This is a genomic window from Streptomyces sp. ICBB 8177 (genome assembly GCF_003144095.1).
Classification (GTDB): Bacteria; Actinomycetota; Actinomycetes; order Streptomycetales; family Streptomycetaceae; genus Streptantibioticus_D.
The window spans coordinates 1,158,986-1,176,415 of sequence record NZ_NSKH01000018.1 but is presented as its reverse complement, the minus strand read 5'-3'; the positions used below and the strand labels follow the sequence as shown (position 1 = coordinate 1,176,415).

At 72.4% G+C, this 17,430-nt stretch carries 14 protein-coding genes, 1 pseudogene and 1 CRISPR repeat array (1 of these 16 running past the window's edge); of the genes and pseudogenes, 9 read left to right on the top strand and 6 right to left on the bottom strand.

All coding sequences use genetic code 11. The annotated features are described in order from the left end of the window. Window positions 1–136: 136 nt before the first annotated feature. A complete protein-coding gene (locus CK485_RS13715; RefSeq protein ID WP_109450329.1) occupies window positions 137–2,206 on the bottom strand; it encodes an MFS transporter in 2,070 nt (689 codons plus the stop codon). A gap of 183 nt (window positions 2,207–2,389) precedes the next feature. On the opposite strand from CK485_RS13715, the gene CK485_RS13710 reads away from it, so the two are divergent. Both CK485_RS13710 and CK485_RS13705 read left to right on the top strand, forming a co-directional pair. Further along, window positions 2,390–2,890 carry a hypothetical protein gene (locus CK485_RS13710; protein WP_109452945.1) on the top strand — a complete coding sequence of 167 codons (501 nt, stop codon included), beginning with the start codon at window positions 2,390–2,392 and terminating at the stop codon, window positions 2,888–2,890. Between the two features lie 299 nt (window positions 2,891–3,189). Further along, on the top strand, window positions 3,190–3,846 hold the full coding sequence (locus CK485_RS13705; RefSeq protein ID WP_109450327.1) for an HAD-IA family hydrolase: 657 nt from the start codon (window positions 3,190–3,192) through the stop codon (window positions 3,844–3,846). A gap of 350 nt (window positions 3,847–4,196) precedes the next feature. Here the strand turns inward: CK485_RS13705 and CK485_RS13700 are convergent, their stop codons facing one another. Next, window positions 4,197–4,787: a TMEM165/GDT1 family protein gene (locus CK485_RS13700; protein ID WP_109450326.1), complete on the bottom strand. Its 591-nt coding sequence runs from the start codon at window positions 4,785–4,787 to the stop codon at window positions 4,197–4,199. A gap of 562 nt (window positions 4,788–5,349) precedes the next feature. Between CK485_RS13700 and CK485_RS13695 the strand changes: the two genes are divergently transcribed. Then, window positions 5,350–5,859: a DoxX family protein gene (locus CK485_RS13695; protein ID WP_109450324.1), complete on the top strand. Its 510-nt coding sequence runs from the start codon at window positions 5,350–5,352 to the stop codon at window positions 5,857–5,859. Window positions 5,860–6,299: 440 nt separating this feature from the next. Beyond that, entirely contained in the window at window positions 6,300–6,920 is a 621-nt protein-coding gene (locus CK485_RS13690; protein WP_109450322.1) for a VTT domain-containing protein, read from the top strand. A 176-nt stretch (window positions 6,921–7,096) separates the two neighbouring features. On the opposite strand, the gene pabB is transcribed toward CK485_RS13690, so the two are convergent. The 3 genes and pseudogenes from pabB to CK485_RS13675 form a co-directional block, all read right to left on the bottom strand. Continuing rightward, on the bottom strand, window positions 7,097–9,346 hold the full coding sequence (pabB, locus tag CK485_RS13685; RefSeq protein WP_109450320.1) for an aminodeoxychorismate synthase component I: 2,250 nt from the start codon (window positions 9,344–9,346) through the stop codon (window positions 7,097–7,099). A 310-nt stretch (window positions 9,347–9,656) separates the two neighbouring features. Continuing rightward, window positions 9,657–9,935: a hypothetical protein gene (locus CK485_RS13680; protein WP_109450318.1), complete on the bottom strand. Its 279-nt coding sequence runs from the start codon at window positions 9,933–9,935 to the stop codon at window positions 9,657–9,659. A gap of 416 nt (window positions 9,936–10,351) precedes the next feature. Further along, window positions 10,352–10,594: pseudogene (locus CK485_RS13675) on the bottom strand (SDR family NAD(P)-dependent oxidoreductase); the annotation flags it as partial. Window positions 10,595–10,713: 119 nt separating this feature from the next. On the opposite strand from CK485_RS13675, the gene CK485_RS13670 reads away from it, so the two are divergent. The 4 genes from CK485_RS13670 (at window position 10,714) to CK485_RS13655 (ending at window position 14,375) form a co-directional block, all read left to right on the top strand. Continuing rightward, window positions 10,714–12,027 carry a M48 family metallopeptidase gene (locus tag CK485_RS13670; RefSeq protein ID WP_146214537.1) on the top strand — a complete coding sequence of 438 codons (1,314 nt, stop codon included), beginning with the start codon at window positions 10,714–10,716 and terminating at the stop codon, window positions 12,025–12,027. A 280-nt stretch (window positions 12,028–12,307) separates the two neighbouring features. Continuing rightward, window positions 12,308–12,904, top strand: coding sequence for a snapalysin family zinc-dependent metalloprotease (locus CK485_RS13665; protein ID WP_109450312.1), 597 nt, complete (start codon window positions 12,308–12,310; stop codon window positions 12,902–12,904). A gap of 249 nt (window positions 12,905–13,153) precedes the next feature. Further along, the gene (locus CK485_RS13660) at window positions 13,154–13,840 is read left to right on the top strand and encodes an SDR family oxidoreductase (RefSeq protein ID WP_342673489.1); all 687 of its coding nucleotides are present in this window, start codon (window positions 13,154–13,156) and stop codon (window positions 13,838–13,840) included. 79 nt (window positions 13,841–13,919) lie between these two features. After that, window positions 13,920–14,375, top strand: a complete 456-nt coding sequence (locus CK485_RS13655; RefSeq protein ID WP_199239337.1) for a MarR family transcriptional regulator — start codon at window positions 13,920–13,922, stop codon at window positions 14,373–14,375. Between the two features lie 10 nt (window positions 14,376–14,385). Here CK485_RS13655 and CK485_RS13650 read toward each other — a convergent pair whose 3' ends face one another. Next, a complete protein-coding gene (locus CK485_RS13650) occupies window positions 14,386–14,793 on the bottom strand; it encodes a hypothetical protein (RefSeq protein ID WP_146214536.1) in 408 nt (135 codons plus the stop codon). A 177-nt stretch (window positions 14,794–14,970) separates the two neighbouring features. Here CK485_RS13650 and CK485_RS29635 point away from each other — a divergent pair, with 177 nt between their 5' ends. Continuing rightward, window positions 14,971–15,300 carry a deoxyxylulose-5-phosphate synthase gene (locus CK485_RS29635; protein ID WP_109450304.1) on the top strand — a complete coding sequence of 110 codons (330 nt, stop codon included), beginning with the start codon at window positions 14,971–14,973 and terminating at the stop codon, window positions 15,298–15,300. A 916-nt stretch (window positions 15,301–16,216) separates the two neighbouring features. Next, a CRISPR array of direct repeats spans window positions 16,217–17,430; the repeat unit is 29 nt; unit sequence GGGACCATCCCCGCGGGCGCGGGGAGCAG; it runs 35 nt beyond the window's last position.

Below are 17,430 nucleotides of genomic sequence, written 5' to 3'. Positions count from 1 at the left end.
GGCGCGTAAGCGATGGGTGACGACCCGTCAGCGGACCGCCCGAGCGAGCCGCCTCCCGTGCGCCCCCTGACGCGAGCCGCTCCCGCGGGCCGGCCTGCCCGAGCCGCCTCGCCCGAGCCGCGTCACGCGAACCCCCTCACGCGGGCTTGACCGCCGCCACCGTCGAACCCCCGCGCTCCGGGTGGTCGGAGTCGTCCCCGCACAGGTGCGTGCTCAACTCCCTCAGCAGGCCGTGCAGATCATCGGCCGCGCGGGCCGGATCCCACCAGTCGCCCAGCAGTTCCGCCAGCACCTCGGTGCGGGCCTGTACCAGGTGCTGCGCCATCTCGTGGCCGGATTCGGTGAGGACCAGCAGCAGTCCCTCGCGTCGCACCAGCCCGCGCAACTCCACTTCCGCGGTGGCCTGGTAGACGATCTCGCTCGGGATCGACACCCTTTCCGCCAGCAGTTGGGGCGCGGCGGACCCGTAGCGGTTGATGCGCAGCAGCAGCCAACTGGAGGCGGGGTGCAGGTCGAGGCCCGCGCGTTCGGTGATCCTCACGTACAGGTCGCGCCGTCCCTCGCGGGTGCCGAGGGTGGACAGCGCGCGGGCCACCTCCTCGCGCGAGGAGCGTTCCACCGGGTTGGAGGCGAGTGTCTCGGTCACGTCCGGCGCGGTGACCGACCCGCGCAGCGGCTGCTCCTTGAGGAACCAGGCGAGCGCGAACGCCACCGCCGTGACCGGCACCGCGTACAGGAAGATGTCGGTGATCGCCACGGAGTACGCGTGCAGCACGCCGGCCCGTGTGGAGGCCGGCAGCCGGGAGATGGTGTGCGGGTCGGTCTGGAGCTGCCCGGGGTTGAAGCCGGGCGGCAGTGGCTTGCCGGTCAGCGCGGCACGCAGTTCGGTGCGCAGTTCGTTGGTGAAGATGGTGCCGAAGATCGCCACGCCGAACGAGGCGCCGATGGAACGGAAGAACGTGGCGCCGGAGGTGGCGACGCCCAGGTCCTCGTATCCCACGGAGTTCTGCACGACGAGCACCAGCACCTGCATGACCAGGCCGAGCCCGAAGCCGAAGACGAAGAAGACGCCGCTCATCGCCCACGTGCCGCTGGTCTCGCTGAGGGTGTGCAGCAGGAGCAGGCCGACGATGACCACGGCGGTCCCGGCGATGGGGAACACCTTGTAGTGGCCGGTGCGGCTGACGACCTGACCGGAGCCGGTGGAGGCGATCAGCAGGCCGAGCACCATGGGCAGCATGTGGACGCCGGACAGGGTGGGTGTGACGCCGTGCACGACCTGGAGGAAGGTCGGCAGGTAGGTCATGCCGCCGAACATCGCGAACCCGATGACGAAGCCGATCACCGAGCAGAGCGTGAAGGTGCGGATGTGGAACAGCCGCAGCGGCAGCACCGGTTCGGCCGCCCGGCGTTCGATGGCGATGAAGACGCCGAGCAGCACGACGCCCAGCACGGCCAGACCGATGATCTGCGGTGAACCCCAGGCCCACGTCGTGCCGCCGAGCGAGGCGACCAGCACCAGGCAGGTGGCGACGCCCGCGATCACACCGGTCCCGGCGTAGTCGATGACGTGCTTGGTGCGGTGCACGGGGATGTGCAGTACGACGGCGATGACGGCGAGCGCGACGATGCCGATGGGAAGGTTGATGTAGAAGACCCAGCGCCAGGAGAGGTTGTCCACGAACAGCCCGCCGAGCAGTGGCCCGAGCACGCTGCTGGCTCCGAACACCGCGCCGAACAGGCCCTGGTAACGCCCCCGGTCGCGTGGCGGCACGATGTCGCCGACGATCGCCATCGACAACACCATCAACCCGCCGCCGCCCAGGCCCTGCAACGCGCGGAAGCCGATCAACTCGCCCATGTTGCGGGCGAGTCCGCACAGCGCGGAGCCGACCAGGAAGATGACGATGGCGGTCTGGAACAGCCTCTTGCGCCCGTACTGGTCGCCCAGCTTGCCCCACAGCGGGGTGGCGGCGGTGGAGGCGAGCATGTACGCGGTGACCACCCACGACAGGTGGTCGAGTCCGCCGAGGTCGCTGACGATGGTGGGCAGCGCGGTCGAGACGATCGTCTGGTCCAGCGCGGCGAGCAGCATGCCCATCAGCAGCGCGCTCATCGCCACCAGGACGGTGCGGTGCGAGGGCGTGCCGGAGGGCGGCTCGGCGGCCGGGGAGGTGGCCGCCTCGTTGGTCGCGTCCTGTGCCATTTCTACATGTTCACACCGTTCGCCCGGTCCCGCTTGGGGTCCCGCGTCGGACCCGGTCGCGCTCGGGCCGCCTCGGCGGCTGGCCCCACCGGTCGCCGGGGCCACCGCCGGGGCACATAGGCTCGTTTGGTGGCGAATGGTGACTTCGGAACGGCGGGTCTACAGCTGGTGCTGCTGCGGCGGATGGCGGACCACCGCCCTGACCTGGTCGAAGATGCCCTGCGCGACCTCGGCACCGACCGCACCCGGATGAGGGAGGCGAACCGCCACTGGCAGGCCACGCTGCGCGCCCGCGGCTTCCCCAAGGGCCTGCGGCGGCACCACGTGCTGCTCGGGCCGCCCGAGGCGCAGCTGGACCGCCGGATCGGCGACATCACGTGCCGCGCTCTGCTGTGGCCGGTGCCGCTGTGGCCCACCCTGCGGTTCGAGGTGATGGCGGGGCCGGGCGGCCGGGTATGGAACGAGTGGCTGGTCCGCGCGCCCGGCGAGCCCTCGCCCGACCTGGGCGGCCCGCAGGACCTGACGCCGTGGTCGTGCGTGGTGGACGAGGTGGCCCGCGCATTCGCCCCCGCCCGGCCCATGGAGGGCGACGCGCCGACCCGCTGGCGGCTGGCCTTCGAGGGCCACGTCGCGCACTTCACGTACGGGCTGCTCCAGTACGTGGACGTGGAGCCGAGGGCCTGAGGGGGTTCCCGGCGCCGGCGCCGGCGCCGGAAGGCGGGCGCGGGCGTCGGGGGCACGGGGCGGGCGTCGGGGGCACGGGGCGGGCGTCGGGGGCGCGGGCGCGGGATCGCGCCGCGGGGGCCGGGCGGCCGCGAAGGGGGGCCGTTGGCGCGATCGGGGGATCGTTTTGTATCGTTGAGGAACAAAGTGGCTCGCCCGTTTCCCCTGACCGGCGGGCGAGCCGCTTGTGTTCTTTCCGCTGCCGTTACCGCCCCGCCGCTGTTCCCGTACCGCAGCGGTCGACGCCGAGGAGTCCGCCCATGACGGCCGTCACCCTGACCGCTCGCGCGCTGCTGCTGGACATGGACGGCACGCTGGTCAACTCCGACGCGGTCGTCGAGCGCTGCTGGCGCGAGTGGGCCGAGCGGCACGGCCTTGACACCGCTGACGTGCTGCGGGTGGTGCACGGACGGCAGGGCTACGCCACCATGGCCGCGCTGCTGCCGGACCGCCCGATGGCCGTCAACCACGCCGAGAACGCGGAGATGCTGGCCAGGGAGACCGCCGACACCGAGGGCGTGGTGCCGGTCGCGGGCGCCCCTGAGTTCCTCGCCGCCCTGGCGGACGGCCCGCACGCGCTGGTGACCTCGGCCGACGCGGCCCTGGCCCGCGCCCGGATGGACGCCGCCGCGCTGCCGATGCCGGAGGTGCGGATCACCGCGGAATGCGTGAGCGCCAGCAAACCCGATCCGGAGGGTTTCCTGAAGGGCGCGGCCGAGCTGGGCTTCGCGCCCGGGGACTGCGTGGTCTTCGAGGACTCCGAGGCCGGGATCGCGGCGGGCTTCGCGGCCGGGATGCGCGTGGTGGGCGTGGGCCCGCGCGCCGAGGCCTTCGGCCCGACCGCGTACGCGCCCACGCTGGAGGCGGTCGAGGTCCGGCGCGAGGCGGACGGCACCTTCACCCTGCGCGTGGGCTGACGCGCACCCGCGCGCTCTGACGCGCGGGGAGAGGACTCGACGCGGGTGGCCCGGGGGCGCGGGCCGCCCGCGTCGGCATGTTCGGCGCGTACGGCATATTCAAGCCGGGTGCATTCCGTGAACTCGGGCGCGTACGGACGCATCACGTGAACGCGGGCGCGTACGGACGCATCACGTGAAACGCGGGCGCGTACGGACGCATCACGTGAAACGCGGGCGCGTACGGACGCATCGCGTGAAACGCGGGGGCGTACGGGCGCGGAGCCGAGCGCGTACGAACGCGGCCCCGCGGGGCGAACGCGAGCGCGGGGCCGACCGCGCACCCTGGCACGCCCCCGCGCTACGCCGGCTCACCCGGCGATCGCCTCGTACAGGCTCACCCCCGCCATCACCACCATCACCACGGCCGCGATCTTGGTGATCAACGGCAGCGGCACCCGCTTCATCAGCGCCTTGCCGCCGAGGATGCCGATCGCGGCCACCGCCCACAGCGCCAGCACCGCGCCGACGGCGACCGAGACGGGGTCGTTGTAGCGGGCGGCCAGGTTGGCCGTCATGATCTGGGTGAGGTCGCCGAACTCGGCCACCAGGATGAGCGTGAAACCGCTGCCCGCCACCCGCCAGAAGCTCTGACTGCTGGGCGTCTTCATGCCCTCCTCGTCCTCGTCCTCCCCCTGCCCGTGCCGCAGCAGCGCGATCGCGCCGCCGAGGAAGAGCAGCGCGACGACACCCTCGACCCACCGGTGCGGCAGCAGCGTCAGCAGACTGCCCGCTGCGATGGCGAGGGCGACGTGCACGGCGAAGGCGGCGGCGATGCCGCAGAAGACGTAGGACGCGCGGAAGCGGGTGCCGAGCACCAGGCTGGCCAGCGCGGTCTTGTCGGGGAGTTCCGCGAGGAAGATGACGCCGAAGACGATCGCGGCGACGGTGAAACTGAACACGGAGGGCTTTCCTCTTCGGTCGGGCTCGCCGCACCGGAAGGCCTCGGGGAGAGGGGTCGCTTCGGCACGGCAGCGTCGGACACTGCGGCCGAAGGTCTCGCTGGCGCGTGCGGCACACGCTGTGCGCGTCCGTACGGCCTCCGGGCGCCGGCTCGGGAGGCCCGAGCAGTATGTCGACGGTCCGGCGAAGAGCTACTCCCCTTCTGCTGCCCCCAGCCTAACCGAAGCCGCCGACAGCCCCCGCCATGATCCCCGGCCCCGACCCCGGCCCCGGGGCGGGGCGGATGTGGCACCCACGCGGTCCGGTGAACTGCCGATGAACACGGTCGACCCGCGTCGGCGTGACCTGATCGGCCATCAAGCCTCATGACAGCCAGGGAGTTTCGCGACCGGAGTGCCCACCTGGGGGTCACTGGATGGCGGCTGCGGTGGCGCCGCGAGCCGTCCTGCGGGTCGGGTTCCACCCATCCTCTTGCTTGAAACTTGCAGAATTTAGTTAGGCCTTCCTAATGTGTGGACTCCGTTCGGTATCCCCGTCCCCACCGACCGAAGGAGATCCCCCATGCGCTGGACCAGAACGTGGACCGGCAAGGCTCATCCGCACGTGCTCGCACTCTTCCGGATCGTGATCGGCCTGCTGTTCGCCTGCCATGGAGCGGCCTCGCTCTTCGGCGTCCTGGGCGGCGCGATGGGCACCCACGGCGGCACCGTCGCGACGGGCGCCTGGCCCGGCTGGTACGCGGCGCTCATCCAACTCGTCGGCGGCGTCCTCGTCCTGGCCGGTCTCGGCACCCGGATAGCCGCCCTGATCAGCTCCGGCTCGATGGCCTACGCGTACTTCAGCGTCCACGCGCAGCACGCGCTGTGGCCCATCCAGAACGGTGGCGAGCCCGCGGCGATCTACGCCTGGGCGTTCCTGCTGCTCGTCGTCACCGGCCCCGGCGCGTGGTCGCTCGACGGCCTGCTGCCGTACGAGAAGCACGAGAAGGAGCGCGACGGGCAGGAGCGCGCCGAGGGCGGCACGATCACGACGCCGGCGACGCGGCCGGAGCGGAGCACGGTCGCTTCGTGACGCGCGGCGGCCGGGGCCGGGGTCCGCGACCTCCCGGCTCCGCCGCCGGTCGCCCGGCGGTTCGGCTCCGCGCCGCCGGGCTCGGGCGGTCTCTCGCGGGGCGCGCGAGGGGCGACTGAGGAGCCCACTGATGAGCAGTGACATCGGGCCCCTCCCGGCGCGCGCGAGGGGCTGCGAGGGAGGGACCGCCCAGCAGCTCGGGGAGGGCCCCCTCCCGGTCCCGGCGCGCGCGAGGGGCTGCGAGCCGCGTTCGAGCGGGGCTCCGCTGCACTCCGGCACCCTTCCCCCAGCCGCTCACGGGCGGCACGCCGGGCGGCGGCCGGGATGAGAAGTACGTCACGCCGCCCCGCCCGCTGACCGCCGGTTTTCCCGGCGTACGCTGTACGGCTGATGGGGCGGCGTTCGCCTCACGGCGGACGCGCGGACCAGGAGAAACGACGGTGCTCGGACACTTGGGTTCACTCGTCGACTCGCCCTGGGGCCTCGCCCTCGTCGCGCTCTCCGTCCTGCTGGACGTCTTCCTGCCCGTGCTGCCGAGCGGCGTGCTGCTGATATCCGCCGCGACCGCCGCCACCGCGGGTGTCGACGGCGCCCGGGACATCCTCGACGTCGTGGAACTGCTGGGCTGCGCCGCCGCCGCGTCCTGCCTCGGCGACCTCGCCGCCTACCGCCTCGCCTACCGTGGCGGTACTTGGCTGGAGCGGCGCATGACGCGTTCGCGCCGGCTGGCCGCCGCGCAGGAACGGGTCGGGCAGGTGCTGCTGCGGGGCGGCGGCGCGCTGGTCGTCCTGGCCCGGTTCGCCCCGGCGGGGCGGTCGGTGGTCAGCCTCGGCGCGGGCGCGGCGCACCGCAGGCCCGCCGAGTTCCTGCCCTGGTCGGCCCTGGCGGGGCTGGCGTGGGCGGCCTACGGAGTGGGCGTCGGCTACCTGGGCGGCCAGTGGCTCGGCGCGACGTGGCTGGCGACGGCGGTCTCGATCATCTCGCTGGTCGGCGCGGGAGCACTGGCGGCGTACGTCTTCCGGCGCGAGCAGCGCGAGGCGATCCCCGCGGAAGCGGGCTGACCGGCGCCGGAGGCCCGACCGCGCGCCGGGGCCCGACGCCGGAAGTCCGACCCCCTCCGCGTCAGCCCGACCGCCCGCCGGGACCCGCGCCCTGAGGTCGTCACGCCTACGTGAGGCCGACCGCCTCCGCGTAAGCCCGACCGCCCGCCGGGACCCGCGCCCTGAGGTCGTCACGCCTACGTGAGGCCGACCGCCTCCGCTCGCTCCGCCTCCCGCCTGCCCGGGAAGTCGGCGCCCGTGAGGGCCAGCAGCGGTGCCGACTTGACCGCCGTCTCCTCGAACTCCGCCTCCGGGTCGGACAACGCGACGATCGCGCCCCCGGCGCCGTACCGCAGACGTCCGGGCGTCATCACGGCCGTGCGTATGACGATGCTCAGATCCGCCGCGCCGTTCGGCGAGAAGTACCCGATCGCGCCGGAGTACACGCCGCGCGGCCCCGCCTCCAGCCGGTCGATGATCCGCATCGTCCGGATCTTCGGCGCCCCGGTCATCGACCCGCCGGGGAACGCGTCCCGTACGCAGTCCAGCGCCGAGGCGTCCTCGCGCAGCCGTGCCCGCACCGTGCTGACCAGTTGGTGCACGGTGTCGTACGTCTCGACCTCGAACAGCCCGGTCACCTCGACCGATCCGGTCCGCGCGTGCCTGCCGAGGTCGTTGCGGACCAGGTCGACGATCATCAGGTTCTCCGACCGGTCCTTCTCGCAGGCGCCCAACTCCCGCCGCAGCCGCGCGTCGTGCTCCGGCGTGGTGCCGCGCGGCCGGGTCCCCTTGATCGGCCGCGACTCCGCCCGGCCGTCCGCCGTGACGCGCAGGAAGCGCTCCGGTGACGTGCTGAGCACCGACACCTCGCCGAAACGCAGCAACGCGCCGAAGGGTGCCGGCGACACGCGCCGCAGCAGGCGGTACGCCTCCCAGGGGTCGGCATCCGGCGGCACGTCGGCCTCGGCCATGTTGGTCAGGTTGATCTCGTACGTCTCACCCGCCGCGATCTCCTCCTGCGCGATCGCGATGAGCTCCAGGTAGCGGTCGCGGTCGTGGCGCAGCCGTATCTCGCAGCGCGGGAAGGGCCGCGTGGGCGCCGGGATCCGCCCTGTCAGGCCGTCCAGCCGGTCCGCCGTCTCCCGCAGCCAGGCCCGCCCGCGCTCCCGCCCGCTCCGGCCGTCGCCGCCGCCCGGCCGGTCCCCGTCCCCGTCCCGTTCCACCAGCGTCAGCAGGTACGTCATCCCGCTCGCGTGATCCATCACCACCGCACGGTCGGCGAAGACCATCGCGGCGTCCGGCTCCGCGGAACGGTGCGCCCTGCGCCCGCCGCACTGCGCCTTCAGCTCGTACCCGAGGTACCCGACCCAGCCCAGCGCGAAGTCGAACGGCAGGTGGTGGAAGCCGGACTGCGTGACCTCCATCGACCGCAGGTCCTGGTCGAGCCAGCCCAGGAAGTCCCCGGTGACCAGGCGCTCCTCGCTGCCCGAGCGGACGTCCACGGTGCCGGTCCAGGTGTCGGCGGTGGCGACCCGCGCCAGCGGCCCCGAGGCGTCGCCCATGATCGAGAACCGCCCGTTCACCCCACCGGGACGGCTGCTGTCCAGCCAGAACGCGTAGGGCCCTTCGCGGAACAACGCGTCGAAGACGACCTCGTCACTCCAGCGGGTGGGCAGGCGGTGTACGAGCATCTCGAAACGTCGCGGCGCGTCCGGGGTGGCCGTCGGGGCCGGCGTGCCCAGGATGGCCGCGGCGTCCGGGGTGGCCGGCCGGTCCACAGGCGCTCGCGTCGCCGGACCCCGCGCGTCCTGGCCGCCGCGCAGCCGTACGCTCGCACGCGGCGTCCCGCCCAGCCCCTCGTGGTGTTCCCGGGCCAGCGAGGCGAAGTTCTCCATCAGCCGGTCCCCGTACGACGTGCAGACCGACTCGGGGTGGAACTGCACGCCCCACATCGGCCGCCGCAAGTGCCGCAACGCCATCAGCACGCCGTCCGGCGTGTGGGCCAGCGCTTCCAGGTCGTCGGACAGCCCGTTCACCGTCAACGAGTGGTAGCGGACCACCTCGAACGGGGAGGGGATGCCGTCGAACAGGCCGGTCCCCGGGTGGAGCACGGGCGACATCCGGCCGTGCCTCGGCTCGACCGCGCGACTCACCGAGCCGCCGTGCCACGCGGCGATGCCCTGGTGGCCGAGGCAGATCCCGAACAACGGCAGCTCGCACCGCTCGACGACCTGGCGGCACACCCCGAAGTCGGCTGCCCGCTCCGGCGTGCCGGGCCCCGGCGAGATCACGACCGCGTCGAACTCGTCGAGCAGTCCGGACCGCCAGCCCGGGTCGTCGTTGCGCACGACGACCGGCTCCCGCCCGGTGGCGGCGGCGATCTGGTGCACCAGGTTGTACGTGAACGAGTCGTAGTTGTCGATGAGCAGTGTGCGGAGTGTGCGCATGGCCGGGGATCACCTCTTCGCCAGATTTTCCCACGTCCCTGTGACAACGGCGGTGACGAGGAGGTTCCGGGGCAGCAGGCGGCGGACGGCAGGACGCGGGCGGTCGGCCGTGGTCGTGCGCGGACGGTCGGTGGGCGCGCGCCCGAGGTGATCGGCGGGAGGCCGTAGTCGTGTGCGGGCGGTCGGCGCGCGCGGGGCGCGAGGTGATCGCTGGAAGGCCGTCGTCGTACGCGGACAGGCGGCGCACCCGGGCCCGGGGTGATCGACGGGAAGCCTGCCGGTGGCGGGAGGCCTGCGGGCTCTGAGGCCGCTACGGCCTACGCGCCGCCTGGCGCAGGGCGGACTGCATGCGTCCGTAGATCCGCTCGGCGGCGGCACGGCGCATCACCGGGTGCGCGCCGAGGTCACGGACCGCGCGCCGGTAGGTCGCCCAGCGTGCCTCCCACTCGGCCCGGCGTTCGGCGGACCACTGCGACGGCGGGGCATCGGGTCTCTCCTCGCCGTCCCACTCCCCCAACGCCGCGAACGCCGTGTCGACGGCCTGCTGCATCCGGACCAGCTCGTCGGTTATCTCCAACGTGTCGCGCATGCGGGGATCGTAGGCGCCGTTTATGACAGATCTGTCACGGGGTGGCGGGCCGGATCCGGCCACTGGCGAACCGTTTCACCAAGTGCCGCCCCCAGCTGCGGAGTTGGTGACCGCGAGCCGGTCCCGGATCAGAGTGAGAATCCGCTCACGTGCCGCCGCCCCCGCCAGGACGAGCCCGCGCCCGCCCTGCCCGTTCCCCGCTCTCCTCCACCCGGCCCTCGCACCGCGTCCCGGGGCGAACCGGACGAACGCGGCGTTGTCAGACCCCCGCGCTAGCGTCGAAGCATGATGGACAGGACGACCTACGCGCCCCTGCTCCTGGCCGAGTACGGCGAGGGGCCGGGCTCGTACGACCTCATGCTCACCGACGACGCGATGGCCTCGGTGATGGACGCGTTCACGACGGCCGGCCGGTACGGCAATGGCAGCATGACACCGGCACCGTTGACGACCAGGTCGACGGCCCCGTACGCCGCGTGCACGCGGTGCGCCGCCGCGGCCACGGCGGCCGGGTCGGTGACGTCCACGCCGACCGGCAGCGCCTGGCCGCCCTCGGCGCCGATCGCGGCGGCGGTCCCGGCGAGCCGGTCCTCGCGCCGGGCCGGCAGCGCGACGCGAGCGCCGTGGGCCGCGAGCAGTCGTGCGGTCGCCTCGCCCATGCCGCCGGCGGCCCCGCGCCCGGCTCCCGCCCGCCTTCCCGTCCCGGAACCGTCAAGCGACGGTCAAAACACGTAACAGGCGCCACGAAGTCGAACGTTCGGGCGCATCATCGACGTTCGTGCATGACAACTCGGCTGATCCTCTCTGTCCGGAGTGCGGCACGCAACTGCCGTCCGCGGACCCCCGTTTCACCGTGTGGTGCCCGGACTGCGACTGGAACGTCGACCCGACGGGAACCCTGGCGGCCCTCACGCCGCCCGAGCGTGCCCGCCGCGCCAAGCAACTGGCCCGCCAGGAGCAGGCGTTGGAGCGCATGCCCCGCGACGGCGCGCCCGGACAGTCGTGGAGCGCCTCCGCGTGCGCGGCGCTGGCACTGGCGACCGTGGTCAACCTGATCACCATCGCCCTGGCGGGAACGGGACTGTGGTTGCTGGTGGCCGGCACGTGGCCGCAACGCGTGCTCGGCGCCCTGGAGGTGGCGCTGGCGGTCGTGCTGCGTCCACGCCGCCCGCGGGTCCCTCGACACACCCTCGACCGTGCCGAGGCGCCGGCGCTCCACGCCGTGATCGGCCGAGTGGCGGCGGAACTCGGCTCGCGCCCGGTCGATCTGGTGGCGGTGGACACGCGGTTCGGCTCCGCGTACACCGTGCTCGGCCCACGTCGGCGCGGCGTCCTGATCCTGGGACTGCCGCTGTGGGAGGCCCTGTCGCCCGACCAGCGCCTGGCGTTGATCGCCCGGGAACTCGCCCGCGACGCGGCCCCCGGCCGCGGAAGCACCCGTTGGACGGCGGTGGCCGCCAGCTCGCTCGCGGTGTGGACGGACCTGTTCAGGCCGGGCAAGTCCCGACAGGCCCGTCAGGACGCGCTGTACGCCGGGGCCGGCTTCTCAGCCACCGGTCCGCGGACGGATGGTACGGCGAACGGGCTGGTGGCCGTGGTCGAGATGATCACCTGGCCGCTGCTGGCGGCGCTGGCCTACGTCACTGACCGCGCACACCGCCTGCTCGTCGGCCTCTGCTTCCACACCGACACTCAATCCGCCTACCGGGCGGACGCCCTGGCCGCGAAGGCCGCCTCGACGAAGTCGGCCGAAGGCATGGTGCGATGCTTGCTGCTGGCCGAGACAGCGGTGTTCGCCATGGAGCGCTTCGCCAGGACCACCGGCGACGTGTGGCAGGAACTGCGCACGTACCTGTCGACGGTCCCCGAGACAGAGCACGCACGACGCCTGCGTCTGTCCGAGCGGCAGGGCGGCGCGATCGCCGACGGCGGCCTGCCGTCCATCCACCTGCGTCTGAGGTTGATACGGCAACTCCCCCACGCGAAGCCGACGGTCACGCTGAGCCCTGACGAACCCACGACGATGGACGCCGAACTGGCCCCCGTCCGGGACGCGTTGGCCGAGGAGCTCAGAACGTACTACGGAAGGTAGACCGATCGGGCGGCCGTCCCCCTCGCAACGGGCTCGCCAGGGGCCGGCAGGGCGGCAGGTGACACAGGTGTGGCGCCGCCGCGGGCATTCTCGCGGCACTCACAGCGGCCCTCACTGATACCCGGCCGAGACCGGCGTCCACCACGCGCCCTCCCGCTCCTGTGCACTTCGAGCCAACTTTGCGTTTCCTGTGAGTCGCCCGCACCAAGCCGTTGTCATGCTCGCGGCGAAACCGTTTACTGCGGGCAGCAACTGAGACCCGAGGAGGCGCACCAATCCCATGATCAAGCGAATAGTCGCCCTGACCGTCCTCGTTCCGGCCCTGCTGAGCACCGCGGTCAGCGCCGCCGAGGCGCACCCCGCACCCGCGCCGCACGCGTCCGCGGACGTGGTCACCCTCACCTACGACGCCAGCGACGCCGGCCAGTGGGCCGGCCCGATCAAGCAGGCCGTACAGAACTGGAACAACGCGGTGCACAACGTGCGCCTGGAGCCCGCGAGCAGCCCGGAAGCGGCCGACTACGTCTACGAGGGGACCAGCGGCTGGCCGCAGACCACGCTGGGCCCGATCTTCCCCGGCGGCAGCGGTGAGGTGCAGCTGGGCCGGCAGGCGGTGGACGAGGGCTACGACGCGACCCGGATCACGGCGCACGAGACCGGGCACATCCTGGGGCTGCCCGACGACTACAGCGGCCCCTGCTCGGAGATCATGTCCGGCCACGGTCCCGGCACGTCGTGCACGAACGCCAAGCCGGACGCGGCCGAGGCGGCCCAGGTCGACGAGAACTACGCCTCCGGGGAGTCGGCGATGCGCGCGCACCACCACCAGGTCGTCATCGACGTCTGGACCGGGCGAGTCCTCACCCGCCCACACTGACCGGTCACAAGCTTCAGGATTGCGTTTCCGGCCCCCTCGACCCCGACCGGCGACGGGATGCGGCGCCCGACCCGCACAGGCGGGCACCGCACCCCCTTCCCGCACGCACTACGGACCGGCCGGACGCACGCCACCCACCTATGGGCCTTGACGCAATTACTTACACACAACACAATCATTCTTATGACTACAACTAATCCGGCTTCTCGCGACCTCCATGCGCCGGGCTCCGGCCTTCCCCCGACCCCGATCAAGCGCGTGCTGTTGATCGGCGCGTCCCGCGGGCTGGGGCTCGCGCTCGCGCAGGAGTGGGCGCGGGACAGCCGGCAGGTCACGGCCACGGTGCGCGGTTCGGCCCGCACCCGCCTGCACGAGCTCGCGGACGCCTGCCCGGGCCAGGTCGAGGTCGAGACCGTCGACGTCACCGTGCCCGCACAGATCGCCGCGCTGCACGACCGCCTGGCGGACCGGAGGTTCGACCTGCTCTTCGTGAACGCGGGCGTCACCAACCAGCCGGAGGGCACCGTCGCGGAGACCTCGACCGAGGAGTTCACCCGCGTCATGGTCACCAACGCGCTGAGCCCGCTGCGCGTCGTCGAGGCGCTCCAGGACCTCGTCGAGCCCGACGGCACGATCGGTGTCATGTCCTCGGGCCAGGGCAGCGTCGCCAACAACGAACGCGGTGGCCACGAGGTCTACCGCGGCAGCAAGGCCGCGCTCAACACGTTCATGCGCAGTTACGCGGCGCGGCACGCCGGCGAGCGCAGGACGCTGGTGCTGATGGCCCCCGGCTGGGTGCGCACGGACATGGGCGGCGCCGACGCCCGCCTCGGCATCGACGAGAGCATCCCGAACGTCGTCAGGACGCTCGACGCCCTCCGGGGCCGCCCGGGACTGCACTACGTCGACTACCTCGGCCGCACGGTAGCGTGGTGACCTCGGCGGCCGCAGCCTGCCGGGACCACGACACGGCGACTCGGGCCGCGCAACGTGAGGGACGCGGGAGAGACCACCGATGGCAGCGACTTCGAGACGACCGGCCGACCCCGTCCAGGAGGCGTGGGCCCTCATGCAGCGCTTCGTCGAAGCCCACAGCCGCCGGGGCGAACTCGCCGAAGCGCTCGGGTTCCGGCTCGGCGGCGGGCGGGGCAAGGTGCTGCTCCAACTGCGCGGCGGCCCCATGACCCTCGGCCAGATCGCGGCCGCCCACAACGTCGACGCCCCCTACGCGACCCTCATCGTCGACAAGCTCGAAGCCCACGGCCTCGTCGAACGCCGCCCCCACCCCGACGACCGCCGCCGCAAGCTGGTCACCCTCACGGAGGCCGGGCACCAGGCCATCGCGACCGCCGACGCGATCCTGCTGCGCCCGCCACGAGCGGTCGAGGCCCTCACCCCCGACGAACTCGGTCAGCTGACCGCCCTCCTCACGCGTCTCACAGCGGCGGACGAGGCCGGAGCCGAGGACTGAGGCCGCCGCCTCAGAACGAGAACGAAAGTTGCATGTGGAAGAGGATCCACCAATACCAGGCCATGAGGCAGCAGATGGTGCCGATGGCCGACGCCAGAGGCAGGGACGAGGTCCGCACGAGTCTGCCGACGGCCAGGCCCACACCGGCCCCGACCAGAGGCACGACGACGATGAGGGCCGAGACCTCGGCCAGTTCGACGTTGGCCGCGTGGTTCGCCTGCGCGAAGTAGGGCGAGGGGCGCGCGGCGCCGTCGGCCGCGCCGCACCAGAGCCAGACGGCCGGCACGTAGACCACCGCCGCCAGCAGCCACATCAAGGCAGTGCCGACGCTCTTCCGTAACCGCGAGTCCGACGGCGTACCGCCGTCACGCCCTGTGGTGTCCATGCCCGTCATCTTCAGCCGGATCGCTTCGCGCACGCATGAGTACGGCTACTCAGACGGGGAGAGCAAACAGGGGCCAGAGACTTCAGGGGCCGCATGCAAGGACCGACCATGGTGGCCGTAGCCGTCGGCGTAGTGCTCGGTGTGATGGCACGCCGCCGCTCGCGCGCAATCCTGTGGAGTTCCGCCTCAGCCGCCCTCTAGCCTGCGCGCATGCCGCACGCCAAAACGTCGTACGTCTGTCTGCCCTGCCGTGCCTCGTACAAGCAGCCGTACGCCGGAGCCCCTGAACGGGTATGCCCGCGCTGCGCTGAACCGCTCATCCACGTGGGCTCCGCCTTTGCCGCCCCGCGTCGGCGGGACGCCGCCGGCTGGCGCGTGCTGTCGGTGCTCCTGAATGCCGGTGTCCGTTTCCACAAGAGCTGTTGCGGTGGGCCCGGCTACCGCCCGCGGACGCTCACGGAGGTCCGCGAACGTATGGGCTATGCCCGAAGAAGCGCTGAGCCCTTCGCCAAGGCCTTGGTGCGCCGAGAGTTGCCGTGATGCGCGCCCGTGGAACCAACGGAGGCACAGACAACCTCCGGTTCGCTCTCACTACATGGGATCCCGTCGGCGTGGCCGACATCGCGCCGGACGCGTCCGACGAAACAGATCAGGTTCGTGCGCCAGACGGGGTACTTCGGGCCGCCGGCGATCATGTGACTGTCGCCGTTCCTCCCTTCCCAGTTGAACGGGACCGTGATGCGCGGGTCGGGACGACCCACTTGCCCTTCCGTGAATTCGGCGGAGGAACGGGGGAGCGGCGTGCGCGAGACGGGGTCGTCGCGCCGCCGCCCTGACGGGCGACCGCCCGTCCCCAGTCCGAGTTCCGGCGTGGACCGACGGCAGCACCGCCGGGACGATAACGAGCATCCCGGCGAGGGGCCACCGTCCCCGCTGCCCGACGCGTGAGTGACCAGCCCACGGTCTTTCTTGACGGTCACGTCAGGCGGCAGACGGGACGGAGCTGAGGCGAGCCGCATACGCCTGGTCTCTCTCCCGGCCGCCGAGAGTCGAGAGTCGTCGAGGAGCTGTGGGGTGGCTTGTCCAGTTCGCTGCCGTACCGGTGCGCCAGGGCGCCCGAGCCCTCGGCGGAGCTGTGGGGCAACCCCCTTACTGCTTACCGCCGTTGATATCCGATCAAGGATCTCAAAAGCCCCCAACCATGTCGGTCGGGGGCCTCGGCGCCGGTGGGCACAACAGGATTCGAACCTGTGACATCTGCTTTGTAAGTTCGTCCCACACACGCTGTGATCAATGCATCAACATCTCCTATGAGCCAGCCCGGTGCCCAGAGGAGTGTCATCGTCCGGCACTGTCCGCCTCCGTTGCCGTCAACGACTGCCGTCAGAGCGCGCCTGAAGCGGGTGGATCGAGGACGTCACCTTTGAGGACTGCCTCCCTGTGCTGCAGGTCCGTTGGGACCATCCCCGCGGACGCGGGGAGCAGCTGCCGGTGACCGAGTAGCCGTAGTCGAGGACGGGACCATCCCCGCGGGCGCGGGGAGCAGGTCGGGAGGCTGCGCGGCGCGCACGCCAAGTCCGGACCATCCCCCCGGGCGCGGGGAGCAGTGGTACTGGCTGGTGAGCGCCGACCCACCCAGGGGACCACCCCCGCGGGGGCGGGGAGCAGCTCCTCGCGCTGAACGCCGTTAGCCGCGGTTGGGGACCATCCCCGCGGGCGCGGGGAGCAGCCGGCCATGCGGTGATGCGGCCAGCCCTTCTTGGGACCATCCCCGCGGGCGCGGGGAGCAGACCCCGGCCGTGATCAACGCTTTCACGAACCTGGGACCATCCCCGCGGGCGCGGGGAGCAGGATGCGGGTGGGTCCTGTAGGCCCGACATGTAGGGACCATCCCCGCGGGCGCGGGGAGCAGCGGCTGCTGGCGTCGCACGACTCGGAGTGGGTGGGACCATCCCCGCGGGCGCGGGGAGCAGAGCTGCCCCAGCTCCCCGCAGATCTTCCGCACGGGACCATCCCCGCGGGCGCGGGGAGCAGGTATTCGTGATTGACGGTTGAGGATGGGTCCCGGGACCATCCCCGCGGGCGCGGGGAGCAGTGTCCCACTGGCCAGCAATCAGACTGGCCTTAGGGACCATCCCCGCGGGCGCGGGGAGCAGGGCCTCAAGCGCGTCGTCGACGATGTGCGGTCGGGACCATCCCCGCGGGCGCGGGGAGCAGCGGCTGCCTCGCACGCGGGAGAGCCCTGGGTCGGGACCATCCCCGCGGGCGCGGGGAGCAGGAACTTGGTGGGGGTGATGCCAGCGAACAAGGGGGACCATCCCCGCGGGCGCGGGGAGCAGTCGTTGAACTGCGTCATCGCAGACTCCGGCACGGGACCATCCCCGCGGGCGCGGGGAGCAGTCCCGATCCGTTCGGACCAATGCATGCCACGTGGGACCATCCCCGCGGGCGCGGGGAGCAGCGGCCAGTAGATGACGACCTGCCGCATCCGGTCGGACCATCCCCGCGGGCGCGGGGAGCAGGCCGACGGCGGCCTGTCTAGGGGGGTGACGGCGGGACCATCCCCGCGGGCGCGGGGAGCAGCCCTCGTACCGGGTCCCCTTGGCCTTAGCTGCGGGACCATCCCCGCGGGCGCGGGGAGCAGGCGGTAGCAACCGCGTTGCGTACAGA

What these genes read in the sequence shown, in the direction of transcription:
- CK485_RS13715 (WP_109450329.1), bottom strand. Translation starts at nt 2,206, where the DNA reads ATGGCACAGGACGCGACCAACGAGGCGGCCACCTCCCCGGCCGCCGAG.
- CK485_RS13710 (WP_109452945.1), top strand. Translation starts at nt 2,390, where the DNA reads ATGGCGGACCACCGCCCTGACCTGGTCGAAGATGCCCTGCGCGACCTC.
- CK485_RS13705 (WP_109450327.1), top strand. Translation starts at nt 3,190, where the DNA reads ATGACGGCCGTCACCCTGACCGCTCGCGCGCTGCTGCTGGACATGGAC.
- CK485_RS13695 (WP_109450324.1), top strand. Translation starts at nt 5,350, where the DNA reads ATGCGCTGGACCAGAACGTGGACCGGCAAGGCTCATCCGCACGTGCTC.
- pabB (WP_109450320.1), bottom strand. Translation starts at nt 9,346, where the DNA reads ATGCGCACACTCCGCACACTGCTCATCGACAACTACGACTCGTTCACG.
- CK485_RS13680 (WP_109450318.1), bottom strand. Translation starts at nt 9,935, where the DNA reads ATGCGCGACACGTTGGAGATAACCGACGAGCTGGTCCGGATGCAGCAG.
- CK485_RS13665 (WP_109450312.1), top strand. Translation starts at nt 12,308, where the DNA reads ATGATCAAGCGAATAGTCGCCCTGACCGTCCTCGTTCCGGCCCTGCTG.
- CK485_RS13655 (WP_199239337.1), top strand. Translation starts at nt 13,920, where the DNA reads ATGGCAGCGACTTCGAGACGACCGGCCGACCCCGTCCAGGAGGCGTGG.
- CK485_RS29635 (WP_109450304.1), top strand. Translation starts at nt 14,971, where the DNA reads ATGCCGCACGCCAAAACGTCGTACGTCTGTCTGCCCTGCCGTGCCTCG.